Genomic DNA, 16,032 nt, shown 5'->3' on the forward strand with positions numbered 1-16,032 from the left:
GGGCCGTCACAGAATGCGCAGAGTGTCCCGGATGCGCGGCAGTTGCTTCTCCGGCATGTGCGAGTGTCGGGTCAGGATGGTCCGTACAGGGGCGGGCGATTGACCCATTCGAGCTGCCCGCCCCGTCCTCGGCCCGCTACTTCGCGCGTTTGTCGACGCGCTGTTCGGCCCGCAGCCGGAACCAGTAGAAGCCGTGTCCCGCCAGGGTCAGCAGGTACGGCCACTCGCCGATCGGCGGGAAGCGCACATCACCCGTGAGCTCCACCGGGACCCGCCCGTTGAACGACCGCAGATCGAGCTCGGTGGGCTGCGCGAAGCGCGAGAAGTTGTGCACGCACAGCACCAGGTCGTCCCCGTGCTCCCGCAGGAACGCGAGCACCGCCGGGTTCGACGACGGCAGTTCGGTGTACGAGCCGAGTCCGAAGGCCGGGTTCGCCTTGCGGACCTCGATCAGCCGACGGGTCCAGTGCAGCAGCGAGGAGGGCGAGGACATCGCGGCCTCGACGTTGGTGACCCGGTACCCGTAGACGGGATCCATGATGACCGGCAGGTTCAGCCTGCCCGGATCGCACGAGGAGAAACCGGCGTTGCGGTCCGGGGTCCACTGCATCGGCGTGCGGACGCCGTCGCGGTCGCCCAGCCAGATGTTGTCGCCCATGCCGATCTCGTCGCCGTAGTAGAGCACCGGCGAGCCGGGCAGCGACAGCAGCAGGGCCGTGAACAGCTCCATCTGCTTGCGGTCGTTGTCCAGGAGCGGGGCGAGCCGGCGCCGGATGCCGATGTTGGCCCGCATCCGCGGGTCCTTGGCGTACTCGGCGTACATGTAGTCACGCTCTTCGTCCGTGACCATTTCGAGGGTGAGCTCGTCGTGGTTGCGCAGGAAGATGCCCCACTGGCAGCGGTCCGGGATCGCCGGGGTCTTGGCCAGGATTTCGGAGACGGGGTAGCGGGACTCTCTTCGCACGGCCATGAAGATGCGCGGCATGACGGGGAAGTGGAAGGCCATGTGGCACTCGTCCCCGCCCTTCTCGTAGTCGCCGAAGTAGTCGACGACGTCCTCGGGCCACTGGTTGGCCTCGGCGAGCAGCACGGTGTCCGGGTAGTGCGCGTCGATCTCGGCCCGGACCCGCTTGAGGAGCTGGTGGGTGCGGGGCAGGTTCTCGCAGTTGGTGCCCTCCTCGGCGTACAGGTAGGGCACCGCGTCGAGGCGGAAGCCGTCGATGCCGAGGTCGAGCCAGAAGCGCAGCGCGGAGACGATCTCCTCCACCACGGCCGGGTTCTCGTAGTTGAGGTCCGGCTGGTGGGAGAAGAATCTGTGCCAGTAGTACTGCTTGCGTACGGGGTCGTACGTCCAGTTGGAGGTCTCGGTGTCGACGAAGATGATGCGGGCGTCCTGGTACTGCTTGTCGTTGTCGGCCCACATGTAGTAGTCGCCGTACGGACCGTTCGGGTCCTTGCGCGACTGCTGGAACCACTCGTGCTGATCGCTGGTGTGGTTCATGACGAAGTCGATGATCACCCGCATGCCGCGGGTGTGCGCGGCGTCCACGAACTCCACGAAGTCGGCGAGGTCGCCGAACTCGGGGAGCACGGAGGTGTAGTCGGCGACGTCGTAACCCCCGTCGCGCAGGGGTGAGGCGAAGAACGGCGGCAGCCACAGGCAGTCGACACCGAGCCACTGGAGGTAGTCCAGTTTGCTGGTGAGCCCCTTGAGGTCGCCGACGCCGTCGCCGTTGCTGTCGTGGAAGGAGCGGACGAGGACCTCGTAGAAGACCGCCCGCTTGAACCAGTCGGGATCGCGGTCCTTGGCGGGGGTGTCCTCGAAGGTGTCGTGGACGGGATCGTTGATCATCATGTGGTGGGTGACCCTCCGGTGGGCGGGGACGGTCGCAGAGCGGCCAGTACGTGCGCGGGCGTGCGGCCCGGCTCTAGGCGCACGTAGTTCGCCCTGCCCCAGTGATAGGTCTCGCCGGTGAGCTCGTCGCGCACCGCGAGGGACCCGTGCCAGTCGAGGCCGAGTACCGGCATGTCCAACGACACCGTCGCCTCCTGGGTGTGGTGCGGATCGAGGTTGACGACCACCAGTACGGAATTGGCTCCGGCGTGCTTCGAATAGGCGATCACCTGTTCGTTGTCGGTCGAGTGGAAGTGGATGTCGCGCAACTGCTGGAGCGCGGGGTTGCGGCGGCGCAGCCGGTTCAGGGAGGTGATCAGCGGGGCGATCGTCTCGCCGGAGCGATCGGCGGCGGCCCAGTCGCGCGGCCGGAACTCGTACTTCTCGGAGTGCAGGTACTCCTCGCTGCCCTCGCGCACCGGGGTGTTCTCGCAGAGCTCGTAGCCCGCGTAGACCCCCCAGGCGGGGGAGAGGGTGGCGGCCAGGACGGCTCGGACCTCGAAGGCGGGACGGCCCCCGTGCTGCAGGTACTCGTGCAGGATGTCCGGGGTGTTGACGAAGAAGTTCGGCCGCATGACCGAGGCGGACGGGGTGTCCGCCAGCTCGGTCAGGTACTCGGTCAGCTCCGCCTTGGTGTTGCGCCAGGTGAAGTAGGTGTACGACTGCTGGAAGCCGACGGCGGCCAGCGCCCGCATCATCGCGGGCCGGGTGAACGCCTCCGCCAGGAAGATCACGTCCGGGTCCGACTTGTTGATGTCCGCGATCACCTTCTGCCAGAAGACGACCGGCTTGGTGTGCGGATTGTCGACACGGAAGATTCGGACGCCGTGCTCCATCCAGTACCGCAGGATCCGACAGGTCTCCTTGACGATGCCGGCCATGTCCGTGTCGAAGTGGATCGGATAGATGTCCTGGTACTTCTTCGGCGGGTTCTCGGCGTACGCGATCGTCCCGTCCGCCCGGTGACGGAACCACTCCGGGTGCTTCTCCACCCACGGGTGGTCGGGGGAGCACTGCAGGGCGAAGTCCAGCGCGATCTCCATGCCCAGCTCGCGGGCCCGCCCGACGAAGGCGTCGAAGTCCTCGATGGTGCCGAGTTCCGGGTGGACCGCGTCGTGCCCGCCCTCGGTGGAACCGATGGCCCATGGCACGCCCGGGTCCCAACTACCGGCGGAAAGAGTGTTGTTCGGACCCTTGCGGTAGGTGGACCCGATCGGGTGGACGGGCGGCAGGTAGACCACGTCGAAGCCCATCGCGGCGATCGCGGGCAGCCGCTCGGCGGCGGTCCGGAAGGTCCCGCTGACCGGGGCCTCACCGGGCTCCAGCACCGCACCCTCGGAGCGCGGGAACATCTCGTACCAGGAGCCGAAGAGGGCCCGCTTGCGCTCCACCAGGAGCGGCAGGGGCTTGGAGGCGGTGACCAGCTCCCGGTACGGGCGCCGGGCGAACGCGGCGTCCACGGCCGGATCGAGGGCGGCCTCGTACCGTTCGGCGACGGGCAGGTCCTCGTCGCGCATGGTGCCGGCGGCGACCAGGACGGCCTCGCGCCCGTCCCGCTTGGGGATCCGGGCGCCGGCCCGCTCGTAGAGCTCCGCGCCCTCCAGCAGCATGAGGCCGGTGTCGATCCCGGCCGGGATCTTGATCGCGGCATGGGCCCGCCAGGTGGCGACCGGATCGCTCCACGCCTCGACGGTGTACGTCCACCTCCCCTCGACGTCGACGGAGATCTTGGTCCCCCACCGGTCGGTGCCGGGGGCGAGTTCGCTCAGCGGCACGGGGGCCCGCAGCCGCCCGCCCGGATCACGCAGGACGAGGTGGGCGGCGACGGCGTCGTGTCCTTCACGGAACACGGTGGCGGAGATCTCGAAGACCTCGTCCACGACCGCCTTTGCGGGTCTGGCGCCGCAGTCGACGGCGGGGCGGACGTCCAGCACGGGAATGCGACCGATCATGATGGGATCACCTGGGGGCAGTTCGCAGGGCTCGGTGACAACAGGCCAGCCGGAATCACGGCTGGTAGTGCACGCTCTGTTCGCTCTGTTTCTAGCCGCTCAGTGGACGGCTGGGCTGCGGGCATGGCCGCTCCTGTCCGCGTTCACTCGGGTGGCGGGGAGAGGGTTTGTGGGCGGAGGCGCCGTGCGTGTACGCGTGTACCCGGGGAGCCCTTCCCACTATCACCCCGCCCAACCCGGGTGCTCGGTTAACTACTCGTACGTAGTGGCACGGGCAATACCAAGCCCCGGCTCGACATTCGCCGAGGCTCCGTCAAGTCGGCCGGAACCAGGTGACGTACGGGCTGACGCGGCGTGGAACCCGGGCGCGGACGGGTCGGGAACCACCCGTCCCACAGGCCCCGCGCGCCCCGTCCTGAGGAGGAAGGCCCCGATCCGCGCCGGCACCTCGCGCACCGTCTCGTCCAACCGTCTCGTTCATACGGGCGACGATGCGACAGGTGTTCCCGGATGTCGTGCGCATCGATCGGCGCCCGGCGGCCCGGGAGGCGGCGGTCGTGCCCGGGTGACCTGTCGGAGGAGGACCGTCCTCGCTAGCCTTCCGGGGGTGATGCGCGGGTGCACAGCGTGGTGAGCCCGCTCCGATCCGCAATCCCCTGCGAAGGTGGAACGTGTGAAGGCTATCCGTCGATTCACCGTGCGCCCCGTCCTCCCGGAGCCCCTGCTGCCGCTCACCGATCTCGCGCGCAATCTGCGCTGGTCGTGGCATTCCGAGACCCGTGAACTCTTCCAATCCGTCGACCCCGAGGGCTGGCAGGCCGCCGGCGGCGATCCCGTCCGGCTGCTCGGCGCCGTCTCCGCGGCCCGGCTCGCCGAACTGGCCGCGGACCGCCGGTTCCTGCGCCGACTCGCCGTCGCCGCCGCCGACCTCGATGACTACGTGAACGGCGGGAGGTGGTACCAGAGCCAGGAGAAGGGCGCGGAACTACCCGCCGCCATCGCCTATTTCTCCCCCGAATTCGGCATCACCGCCGCCCTGCCGCAATACTCCGGCGGCCTCGGCATCCTCGCCGGGGACCACCTCAAGGCCGCCAGCGACCTCGGCGTCCCGCTCATCGGGGTGGGCCTGCTCTACCGCCACGGCTACTTCCGCCAGTCGCTCTCCCGCGACGGCTGGCAGCAGGAGCACTATCCCGTCCTCGACCCCAACGAACTCCCGCTCGGCCTGCTCCGCCAGGACGACGGCACCCCCGCCCGCGTCTCGCTGACCATGCCCGGCGGACGCACCCTGCACGCCCACATCTGGCAGGCCCGCGTCGGCCGGGTGCCGCTGCTGCTCCTGGACTCCGACGTCGAGGACAACGACGCCGCGGCCCGCGAGGTGACCGACCGGCTCTACGGCGGCGGCAGCGACCACCGGCTGCTCCAGGAGATGCTGCTCGGCATCGGCGGTGTGCGCGCGGTGCGCACGTACTGCCGGATCACCGGCCACCCCGACCCCGAGGTCTTTCACACCAACGAGGGACATGCCGGTTTCCTCGGGCTCGAACGCATAAGGGAACTGGAGCGGGAGCAGGGCCTCGGCTTCGACGCCGCCGTCGAGGCGGTGCGCGCCGGGACCGTGTTCACCACGCACACCCCCGTTCCGGCCGGGATCGACCGCTTCGAGAGGGCCCTGGTCGCCCGGCACTTCGGGGAGGGCGGGGAGCTGGCCGGCGTACCCGTCGAGCGGATCCTGGAACTGGGCGCGGAGACCTATCCCGGCGGCGACCCCGGCGTGTTCAACATGGCCGTGATGGGCCTGCGCCTCGCCCAGCGGGCCAACGGGGTGTCCACCCTGCACGGCGCGGTCAGCCGGGAGATGTTCGCCGGGCTGTGGCCCGGCTTCGACCCGGCCGACGTGCCCATCACCTCCGTGACCAACGGGGTGCACGCCCCCACCTGGGTCGCCCCCGAGGTGGTCCGGCTCGGCGCCCGCCAGATCGGCGCGGGCCGCACCGAGGACGCCCTGTCGGTCGGCGGCTCCCCGCGCTGGGACGCGGTCGCCGAGATCCCGGACCAGGACGTGTGGGACCTGCGGCGGGTGCTGCGCGAGCAGCTGGTGCAGGAGGTACGGGACCGGCTGCGGGCCTCGTGGCGCCAGCGCGGCGCCGCCGCGGCCGAGCTGGGCTGGGTGGACTCCGTACTCGACCCGGACGTGCTGACCATCGGCTTCGCCCGGCGCGTGCCCTCGTACAAGCGGCTGACGCTGATGCTGCGCGACCCGGAGCGGCTGCGCAGGCTGCTGCTGGACCCGGAGCGGCCGGTGCAGATCGTGGTCGCGGGCAAGGCGCATCCGGCCGACGACGGCGGGAAGCGGCTCGTGCAGGAACTGGTGCGCTTCGCGGACGACCCGCGGGTGCGCCACCGGATCGTCTTCCTGCCCGACTACGGCATGGCCATGGCGCAGAAGCTCTACCCGGGCTGCGACGTCTGGCTGAACAACCCGCTGCGACCCCTGGAGGCCTGCGGCACGAGCGGGATGAAGGCCGCGCTGAACGGCTGCCTCAACCTGTCCGTCCTCGACGGCTGGTGGGACGAGTGGTTCGAGCCGGACTTCGGCTGGGCCATCCCGACCGCCGACGGGCTCGGCGCGGACGAGGACCGGCGCGACCACCTGGAGGCCACCGCCCTCTACGAGCTGATCGAGAACCGGGTCGCGCCCCGCTTCTACGACCGGGTCGGACGCACCGGGCTCCCGGTGCGGTGGATCGAGATGGTCCGGCGCACGCTCGTCTCGCTGGGGCCGAAGGTGCTCGCCGGGCGCATGGTCCGGGAGTACGTCGAGCGGCTGTACACGCCGGCCGCGCTCGCCCACCGGGCCCTGGACGCCGCGGCGGCGCGCGACCTCGCCTGGTGGAAGGGGCGGGTCCGGGCGGCCTGGCCGCGGGTCTCGGTCGAACACGTGGAGACGCTGGCCGCGGCTCCGGTCAACGGCACCGCCGAACTGGGCGCCACCCTCACCCTGCGCGTGCAGGTGGCCCTGGACACCCTCACCCCCGAGGACGTGGAGGTGCAGGCCTTCGGCGGCCGGGTGGACCCGCAGGACGTGATCCGGGACGGGCGGAGCTTCCCGCTCAAGCCGGCCGCGGGGCCCGATCTGGAGGGCCGCTGGGTGTACGAGGGCCCGCTCGCCCTCGACCGTACGGGGCCCTTCGGCTACACGGTGCGCATCCTGCCCGCGCACCCGCTGCTGGCGACCCCGGCGGAACTGGGCCTGGTCGCGGCCCCGGTGGAGACGGACGCGGGCGGCGGGGTCCTGCTGCGGTAGGCACCGTGGCGGTACCGGTTCAGGGGGCGGGCGGCGGATCCACCAGCCGCTCGCCCTCCACGAGCATCCCGGCCCGCTTGACGCTGCGCAGGGCCGGGATGACCTCCACCTGCCCCACCCCGTCCACCGCGCCGATCCGCTCGGTCAGGTACGTGTAGAGCGCGTCGGTGTCCCGGCACACGACCACCGCCATCAGGGAGGCCGCCCCGGTCACGGCCGCCGCGAACGGCACCTCGCGGTGGCTCGCCAGCGCGGCCCCCACCTCCGCCAGCCGGGCCGGCGGGACGGTCAGCACCATCGTCGCCTCGGCCTCGTAGCCGAAGAGCGAGGGAACGAACTCCACGTCGAAGAAGAGCGCCCCGAGATCGCGCAGCCGTTCCACCTTCCGGCGGGCGGTCGACTCCGACAGCCCGGTGGCGCGGGCCAGTTCCGGATACCCGGCGCGGCCGTCCCGGCCCAGCACCGCGAGCAGCGCGAACTCCGTCTCGTCCAAGGCGTACCGGTCCGGCCCGGGCGGGGCCACGGGCCGTTCCAGGGCCGCGATCCGATCCGGGCGCAGCGCGTCCACGCCCGCCCACGAGTCGGGTCCGCCGAAGAACTTCCGCAGGATGGTGTGGGCGCTGATGCCCGTCACCCGGCGGGTGCGCGGCAGCTTCTCCAGCAACAGGGTGTCCCGGTCCCTGCGGGTACGGGCCCGGGTCATGCAGTGGACCTCCGTGCCGCCCGAGTTCAGGGTCACCCACGCGATGTCCGGGCGGCGGGCGAGCGCCTCGGCCACCGGGAGCGCCGCGTCGGGGGCGCACTGCACCCGCAGCCAGGACTCGAACAGGCCGACGCGGCTGCCCTGCGGCAGCCCGACCACCCGGACCAGACCGGCGGTCCGCAGCCGCCGGTAGCGGCGTACGACGGTCTGGTCGGAGACCTCCAGCACCTCGGCGAGCCGGCTGAAGGAGGCCCGGCCGTCGATCACGAGGGCGTGCACCAGGGACCGGTCGAGTGCGTCCAGCTGCGTCTCGTTCATGGTTTCCATCATGACAGGGGCCCTGATCGAGGAAATTCGGCAGGAGCGGGCCGCTGGATGGGGGAACGGAGGTGGGCGGTGGGACCTTGGGGTCACCGCGGACCCGCCCGCGACCCCACCCTCCGTACACCCGAGGAGAACTCCCATGCGCAAATGGCTGCCCCTGACGGCCGTCTGCCTCGGGGCATTCATGCTCCTGGTCGACGTCACGATCGTGACCGTCGCCCTGCCCGACATGTCCGCCGACATGGCCTCCGACACGTCCTTCGGCGGATTCGCCGGCCTCCAGTGGGTGATGGACGCCTACGCCCTCGCCCTGGCCGCCCTGCTGCTGGGAGCGGGCTCGCTCGCCGACCGGATCGGCCGCCGCCGGGTCTACCTCGTCGGGCTCGGGCTCTTCGCCGCCGCCTCGCTCGCCTGCGGGCTGGCCACCGGCCCGGCCGAGCTGATCGCCTTCCGCGCCGTCCAGGGCATCGGCGGAGCCGCCATGTTCGCCACCACCATGGCCCTGCTCACCGCGTCCTACCAGGGCCGCGACCGCGGGGTGGCCTTCGGCGTCTGGGGCGCGGTCAACGGCGCCGCCGCCGCGGCCGGGCCGATCATCGGAGGGCTGCTCACCGAGCACTTCGGCTGGCGCTGGATCTTCTTCATCAACCTGCCCGTCAGCGCGCTGGCCGTGTACGTCACCCTCAAGGCGGTGGCCGAGTCCCGCAACCCCCACGCCGGGCGCCTCGACCTGCCCGGCATGGCCACCTTCACCGCGGCCGCCACGGCCGTCACCTACGCCGTGATCCGCGTCGGCGAGAACGGCTGGGGCTCGCCCACCACCCTCGGCCTGCTCGGCCTGGGCGTGGCCGCCTTCGCCGCCTTCGTCCTCGTCGAACTGCGCAGCACCCGACCGATGCTGGACCTCTCGCTCTTCCGCAGCCGGACCTTCGTCGCCGTCATGGCCGCCGGACTGCTGCTGTCGGGCGCCGCGTTCTCGTACCTCATGTACGTCTCCCTCTGGCTGCAGTCCGCCGAGGGGATGAGCCCGGTCGGGGCGGGCCTGGTGCTGCTGCCGCTCAGCGCGGCCGGCTTCGTCGTCGCCGCGGTGGCCGGACGGCTGCTCCACGCGGTCCCGCCCCGGCTGACCATCGGCGGGGGACTGCTGCTGATCGGCTTCGGCGCGCTGCTCCAGGCCTGGATGCTCGACGCCGGGGACGGCTGGACCGCCCTGGTGCCCGGGCTGCTCGTGACCGGCGTGGGGGTGGGCGCCGCGACCCCGGCGCTGGCCGCCACCGCGATGGGGGCCGTGGCCCCGGCCCGGGCGGGCATGGCGGGCGGCGCCCTGAACACCGCGCGCCAACTGGGCACCGCCCTCGGCATCGCCGTGCTCGGTGTGGTCTTCCACGCGGGGCTGCGCTCCGGGCTCGGTGAGGGCGGCCGGGGGCTGGCGGAGCCGCTGGCCTCGGGCGGCGCCGGGCAGGTGCTCGCCGAAGCCCCGGCGGGTGCGGCCCGCGAGGCGCTGACGGGGCTGGTGGAGGCCGCCTTCGCGAGCGGTCTGCGCGAGACGTTCCTGGTCTCGGCCGCGATGGGGCTGGCCGGTGCGGCGGCGGTCTTCCTCCTGCTCCGCGGTGGGACGCCGGCCGCCGCGGCTCCGCTCCCGCGGCCCCGCACACGGTCCACCGGGGCTCAGGACCCGGCGGGGGCACCGGCCGTACGGAACTGAGGCCGTGCGCGGGGAGACCGCGCGCAGGGCCGTACGGCGGGGACCTCACGGGTGAACCTTCGAACGTACTGGGCATGCCGAATCGATTCAGCTGGCTCCTCCGCTCCTACGCTGCCCGAGGATGCCACCGGACCGGTATCCGCGGAACCCGAGCAACCCGAGGAACGGACTCCCCCATGCGTCTTCGCTCGACCGCCGCCGTGTTCGTCGGCGCTCTCGCGCTCGCCCTGCCCACCGCCGGGCCGTCGACGGCCGACGACCACGGCGAACGCGCCCTCGGCACCCTGCACTACCGCTACCTCGACGCGGCCGGCACCGAGAGAAGAGGCCAGATCCGGCCCGCCGACAACGACACCTGCTACCTGCTGACGCGCACCTCCCGCGACGAGCCCGCCATCGAGGTGCGCAACGACACGGAGTCGCTGGCGGTCCTCTTCGACAACCGGGGCTGCGACGGCGAGGCGGAGAAGGTGCTGAAGCCGGGGGAGAACGCGAAGCGGGTGGAGGTCGTCTCGGTCTACTTCAAGCCGGTGGACGAGGCGGACGCGGGCCGGGGCGACAACGGCGGCACCGGAGGCAACGGCGGCACCGGCGGGAACGGCACCTGGCCGGGCCGGGACGACCAGTCGCGCGACGACGAGGACCAGACCGAGGGCGGCACCGGAGGCAACGGCGGTACGGGCGGGAACGGCACCTGGCCGGGACGGCCCGACCAGAACCAGAACCAGAACCCGAACCCGAACCCGAACCCCGAGGACGAGGAGGAAGAGGAGGAGAACCTCCTCACCACCATCTTCCGCGCCCTGGGCCGCCCCGGGGCCTGAGGTCCCGGCCGCGCCGGCGCCCATGGAACAGGGCCGCCCGGGGAGGATTCCTCCCGGGCGGCCCCGTGTCTATCTGCTCAGCTGACGTTCACCCTGCCCCGCGAGGGTCAGAAGGTGAGCTTCCAGCTGTTGATGTAGCCGGTGTCCAGGCTGGCGGCGTCCCGGACGCGGAGCTTCCAGGTGCCGTTCGCGACCTCGGAGGAGGCGTTCACGGTGAACTGCTGGACGATGTTGTCCGCGCTGCCGCCGGTGCGGTTGCGCAGGTTGTAGACGCTGCCGTCGGGGGCGACCAGGTCGACGACCAGGTCACCGACGTAGGTGTGGACGATGTTCACGTCCACCTTGAGGGCGCTCGGGGCGTTGCCCGATCGCGTCACGTTGATCGGGGACTCGACGGTCGCGTTGTCCGCGATCTGGTAGTCCGTGGTGTTCTCGAAGACGCTCGGCTGCGTGGTGCCGACCGTCCAGGTGAACGCCGCGGTGCCGGTCTGGTTCTGCGAGTCGGTCACCGTGACGGTCACGTTGGACGTGCCCGCGGTGGTGGCGGTGCCCGAGATCAGGCCGTTGGAGGCGTTGATCGACAGGCCGGCCGGCAGACCGGTCGCCGCGTAGCTCAGCGCACCCGGGTTCGTGCTGGTGGCCTGGACCTGCAGGCTCACCGCGCCGCCCGTGACGGTGCTCTGGTTGGCGATCGGGGTGACCGAGACGCCGTTGGAGATGCGGGATCCGACGGCGATGCCGGCCCACGCGTTGGCGACGTTGTTGTAGATGGTCGAGCCCTGACCGTAGAGGTCGGCGGCGGCCTTCAGCGTCTGGACGCGGGCGTCGGCGTAGTTGGTGTTCGACTTGAAGTAGCCGACCGTCAGCGCACGGAACCAGATCTTCGAGGCGGCGTCACGGCCGATCGCGGTGACGGGCAGCCCGTCCGCGGTCGGCGAGTTGTAGCTCACGCCGTTGATGACCTTGGCGCCGGAGCCCTCGGAGGCCAGGTAGTACCAGTGGTTGGCCGGGCCCGAGGAGTAGTGGACGTCGATGCCACCGAGGCCCGAGTACCAGCTGTCCTTGGACGAGCCGTCCTTGCTGGGCTTGTCCATGTAGCGCAGCGGGGTGCCGTCGCCGTTGATGTCGATCTTCTCGCCGACGAGGTAGTCGCCGACGTCCTGCGGGTTGTTGGCGTAGAACTCGACGGCCGCCGCCATGATGTCGGAGGTCGCCTCGTTCAGACCGCCGGGCTCACCGCTGTAGGTCATGTTGCCGGTGACCGAGGTCAGACCGTGGGTCATCTCGTGCGCGGCCACGTCGGTGGAGGTGAGCGGCTTGTTGTTGCCCTCGCCGTCGCCGTACGTCATGCAGAAGCAGGAGTCGCTCCAGAACGCGTTGACGTAGGCGTTGCCGTAGTGGACCCGGGTGTACGGGGCCACGCCGTCGTTGCGCAGGCCGTTGCGGCCGTGCACGTTCTTGTAGTAGTCCCACGTGACGGCGGCGCCGTAGTGCGCGTCCGCGGCGGCGGTCTCCAGGTTGGCGGCGGTGCCGTTGCCCCAGACGTCGTCCGGGCCGGAGAACAGCGTGCCGGTGCCGGAGCCGGAGCCACGGTTGAGGTTGTACGTCTTGTGGTTGCCGCGCGCGGCGTCGGTCAGGTTCCACGTGCTGCCCGACTGGGTGGTCCCGAGGGTCACCTGGCCGCTGTACATCGTGTTGCCGGTGCCGGTCTCGATGGCCTGCCACTCGGTGATCTTGGCGCCGGTCTTGGCGTTGGTCACCACGTGGAGCTCGTTCGGCGTGCCGTCGTGCTGGAGGCCGCCGACGACGGTCTCGAACGCGAGGACCGGCGCGCCCTCGGCCGCCCAGATCACCTTGCGGGCGTTCTTGGAGGGCTTGGCCTCCTTGGAGCCCTCGGCGCTCGCGGCGGAGACGGCCTGGCTCTCGGCGGCCGCCGGCGTCACGGTGGCGCTGGTGTCGGCGACCTTGATCTCGTGGTTGGTCGCCTTCGTCACACTCTTGGTGACGCCGTCCTTGGCGTGGACGGTGAGGTCACCACCGAGGACGGGGAGTCCGTCGTAGGTGCGCTCGTAGGTGGTGTGCGTGGTGCCGTCCGCATCCTGGACCACGTCGCGGACGACGAGCTTCTCGCCACTGCCGAGGCCGAGCGCCTTGGCGGCCTGCACGGTGGTCGAGTTGGCATCGGCCAGGAGCGTCGCACGCTCCGAGGCACTGAGTGCGCGGTTGGCCGCGCCCGGGTTGGGCTGGGCGGCCTTGGAGGCCTGCGACGCGGTGGCGTCGGCGGCGGCGGTGCCGGTCTGTATACCTACGGCGAGCAGGGCTGCCGCGGCAACGAGCGCGCCGGCAGCGGTGGCACGCCTCTGGGGGGTGGACCTCAACGCAGACTCCTTCTGCAAGGGGGGTTCCGGATGGCTGGGTGGGCCTCCGGGCAGAACAGGGCTGGTGCGATGAACGGTCGAAGATTGCCACTCGCAGCGACAGATGTCAGGGCCGCGTCAAAAGGTTGGCCGGAAACGGTCCGTTGTCCGAAGATACGTATCCGCTATCCGGACCATTCATCTTCGTGTGCTTCCTGGGCCGTTCGACATGCGGAACGCCTGGTACCGGTTGCTAACACTTGCGCAACAAGAGGCTGCGTTGACCCAAACGGCATTTACCGTACGGGTGTTTGTCGTACTGTTTCCCGGTGCGGCAGATGTTCGTTGCCAGGGGAAGCCATGGACACCTGCCACTGTCATAGACCACGTGCCAGGGGGGCCCATGAGGCATGTCCATATTCCTGCGCAAAGAGTGGCCCGAGCGGCCCGGGAGTCCCTTGCGCCCGCACGGCGCCTCGGGGACAAGGCCCGTTGGTACCGCCCGGCCGCAATCGCCGCCGACCTGCTCGGCGCCGCGATCCCGGTAGGACTCGTCTTCGACGCGGCGCAGCAGGTCCGGCCCGTCTACTGCGCCCTGGCCGCCGCCGTGGCGTGGACCGGGGTGCAGGCGCTGCGCCGGCGCTACGCGACCCGGACGCTCGGGGAGTCCCGCGGCGTACTGCCGGTCGTCCATGACTGGCTGATTCTCATCGGCGTACTGGCCGTGGCGCGCGTGGTGACCGAAGAGGCCACCCCTCGACTGTCCGCGCTCGGGGCCCTGCTGCCCGCTCTGCTCATCACCATCGCCGTCCACAAACTGACCTACCGCCACCTGTCGGCCGCCCGCCGCGAGGCCCAGGCCGTCAGCCGGGTCCTCGTCGTCGGCGAGCCCGACGCGGCCGAGGACGTCATCGCGCACCTCGCCGCCCGCACCGACCACCCGTACGTCGTCGTCGGCGTGGTCCCGGTCGGTGCCGGGCCGCTCGCCAGCGGCGTACCCGTGGCGGCGCGGCTCGACGGAACGGCACCCGAGGCCCCGAACGGCGACTCCGCGGCCGTGCTCGGCGCCGTCGCCAGCCACCACGCCGACCTGGTGCTGGTGGCCCCCGGCGTGCGGATCACGGGGGAGCGGCTGCGCCGCATCGCCTGGGCCCTGCACGACACGGGCCTGGAACTCGCGGTCTTCCCCGGGCTGGTGGAGGTCTCCGTCAAGCGGCTGGAGACCCTGTCCGCGGGCGGGCTCGCCGTGCTGCGGGTGGCGCCGCCCGTCAGTCGCGGGGTGCAGACCCTGCTCAAGTCGGCCCTGGACCGGGTCGGAGCCGCGGCCGGACTGCTGCTGCTCTCCCCGGTCCTCCTGGGGATCGTCCTCGCCATACGTCTGGGCTCGCGCGGCCCGGCCTTCTACCGGCAGCGGCGGATCGGCCGCGACGGGGTCCCGTTCGTCATGTGGAAGTTCCGCACGATGGTCGTGGACGCCGACGCCCTCAAGGCCGAGCTGTCCGGGGCCAACGAGAACGACGGGCTGATGTTCAAGATGCGCCGCGACCCCCGGGTGACCCGGGTGGGCCGGCTGCTGCGCCGCACCTCGCTGGACGAGCTGCCGCAGCTCGTCAACGTGCTGATCGGCAACATGTCGCTGGTCGGCCCGCGCCCGCCGCTGCCCGAGGAGGTGGCGAAGTACGACGAGGTCGAGCTGCGCCGCCTCACCGTACGGCCGGGGATGACGGGATTGTGGCAGATCAGCGGAAGGTCCGACCTGTCCTGGGACGAAACCATCCAGCTCGACCTGCAGTACGTCGACAACTGGTCCTTCACCAGCGATGTCGACGTCATGGGCCGTACGCTCCGCGCCGTCGTAGACGGTCGCGGAGCGTACTGAGGGGTCCGGGCCGCCTGTGCGATCAGCTCTGCTCGCGCCACCACTTGTACGTGGCGGCGATGCCGTCCCGCAGCGGGACGGCGGGCTTCCAGCCGAGCGACGTCAGGCGGCTCACGTCCAGCAGCTTGCGCGGGGTCCCGTCCGGCTTGGACGTGTCCCAGGCCAGCTCGCCGCGGAAGCCGGTCACCTCGGCGACCGTCTCGGCGAGTTCCTTGATGGTCAGGTCCTCGCCGCAGCCGATGTTGACGGGCTCGTCGCCGTCGTAGGAGTTCAGCAGTACGGCGCAGGCCGCGGCCAGGTCGTCCACGTGCAGGAACTCCCGGCGCGGGGTGCCCGAGCCCCACAGCGTGACCTCGTCACGGCCCTCGGCGGCGGCCTCGTGGAAGCGCCGGACGAGCGCCGGCAGGACGTGCGAGGTCTCCAGGTCGAAGTTGTCGCCCGGGCCGTACAGGTTCGTCGGCATCGCCGAGATGTACGAGGCCCCGTACTGCTTGCGGTACGACTGGACCTGGACGATGCCGGCGATCTTCGCGAGGGCGTAGGCCTCGTTGGTCGGCTCCAGCGGGCCGGTCAGCAGGGCGTCCTCGCGGATCGGCTGCGGGGCCAGCTTCGGGTAGATGCAGGAGGAACCCAGGAACAGCAGTCGGCCCACGCCGGCCGCATGGGCACCACCGATCACGCTGAGCTGGATCTGGAGGTTCTCCTCCAGGAACTGCACCGGGTACGTGCTGTTGGCCATGATCCCGCCGACCTTGGCGGCGGCCAGCACCACGGCGTCCGGGCGGACGTCCTTCAGGTACGCCGCGGTCGCGGCGGCGTCGCGCAGGTCGAGGTCGGCACGACCCCGGGTCAGCACCTCATGGCCGTCGGCGGTGAGCCGCCGGGCGACCGCGGATCCCACGAGGCCGCGGTGGCCCGCGACGAAGACGCGGGCGTTCGGGGGCAGGAGCGGCAACGAACTTGTCATACCGCCGATGATGCCAGTCCGCTCCCGCGGGGGTGGCAGTGGTCCACGGCCCGAGCCCGAGCCACCGGGGCGGCCCCGATCGCGGCGGGCCTGACGGGGCCGACAGCGGCCGACGGC

Annotated in this window: 9 protein-coding genes; 4 read left to right on the forward strand and 5 right to left on the reverse strand. The window is 71.2% G+C overall.

Features of this window, described 5'->3' with window-relative positions:
* Nucleotides 1–136: 136 nt before the first annotated feature.
* Nucleotides 137–1,855 carry a maltose alpha-D-glucosyltransferase gene (gene treS / locus OG624_RS27810; protein ID WP_033218930.1) on the reverse strand — a complete coding sequence of 573 codons (1,719 nt, stop codon included), beginning with the start codon at nucleotides 1,853–1,855 and terminating at the stop codon, nucleotides 137–139.
* Complete coding sequence (locus OG624_RS27815) at nucleotides 1,852–3,846, reverse strand: alpha-1,4-glucan--maltose-1-phosphate maltosyltransferase (RefSeq protein ID WP_051763114.1); 1,995 nt, start codon at nucleotides 3,844–3,846, stop codon at nucleotides 1,852–1,854. Before OG624_RS27815 ends, treS begins: the two co-directional genes overlap by 4 nt.
* Nucleotides 3,847–4,519: 673 nt before the next feature.
* Here OG624_RS27815 and glgP point away from each other — a divergent pair.
* The gene (gene glgP, locus OG624_RS27820; protein ID WP_033218932.1) at nucleotides 4,520–7,156 is read left to right on the forward strand and encodes an alpha-glucan family phosphorylase; all 2,637 of its coding nucleotides are present in this window, start codon (nucleotides 4,520–4,522) and stop codon (nucleotides 7,154–7,156) included.
* A gap of 19 nt (nucleotides 7,157–7,175) precedes the next feature.
* On the opposite strand, the gene OG624_RS27825 is transcribed toward glgP, so the two are convergent.
* Nucleotides 7,176–8,177 (reverse strand): Lrp/AsnC family transcriptional regulator, encoded by a 1,002-nt coding sequence (locus OG624_RS27825; protein ID WP_051763115.1) that lies wholly within the window; start codon nucleotides 8,175–8,177, stop codon nucleotides 7,176–7,178.
* Nucleotides 8,178–8,322: 145 nt separating this feature from the next.
* Between OG624_RS27825 and OG624_RS27830 the strand changes: the two genes are divergently transcribed.
* Nucleotides 8,323–9,888 carry an MFS transporter gene (locus OG624_RS27830; protein WP_033218934.1) on the forward strand — a complete coding sequence of 522 codons (1,566 nt, stop codon included), beginning with the start codon at nucleotides 8,323–8,325 and terminating at the stop codon, nucleotides 9,886–9,888.
* Nucleotides 9,889–10,064: 176 nt separating this feature from the next.
* Nucleotides 10,065–10,712, forward strand: a complete 648-nt coding sequence (locus tag OG624_RS27835) for a hypothetical protein (protein WP_371639942.1) — start codon at nucleotides 10,065–10,067, stop codon at nucleotides 10,710–10,712.
* Between the two features lie 107 nt (nucleotides 10,713–10,819).
* Here the strand turns inward: OG624_RS27835 and OG624_RS27840 are convergent, their stop codons facing one another.
* Nucleotides 10,820–13,090 carry a M4 family metallopeptidase gene (locus OG624_RS27840; RefSeq protein ID WP_161291001.1) on the reverse strand — a complete coding sequence of 757 codons (2,271 nt, stop codon included), beginning with the start codon at nucleotides 13,088–13,090 and terminating at the stop codon, nucleotides 10,820–10,822.
* A 382-nt stretch (nucleotides 13,091–13,472) separates the two neighbouring features.
* On the opposite strand from OG624_RS27840, the gene OG624_RS27845 reads away from it, so the two are divergent.
* The gene (locus OG624_RS27845) at nucleotides 13,473–14,948 is read left to right on the forward strand and encodes a sugar transferase (protein ID WP_161290999.1); all 1,476 of its coding nucleotides are present in this window, start codon (nucleotides 13,473–13,475) and stop codon (nucleotides 14,946–14,948) included.
* A 22-nt stretch (nucleotides 14,949–14,970) separates the two neighbouring features.
* On the opposite strand, the gene OG624_RS27850 is transcribed toward OG624_RS27845, so the two are convergent.
* Entirely contained in the window at nucleotides 14,971–15,915 is a 945-nt protein-coding gene (locus OG624_RS27850; RefSeq protein WP_033218939.1) for a GDP-L-fucose synthase family protein, read from the reverse strand.
* Nucleotides 15,916–16,032 lie beyond the last annotated feature (117 nt).

It is taken from the genome of Streptomyces virginiae (assembly GCF_041432505.1).
In the GTDB taxonomy this organism is placed as follows: domain Bacteria; phylum Actinomycetota; class Actinomycetes; order Streptomycetales; family Streptomycetaceae; genus Streptomyces; species Streptomyces virginiae_A.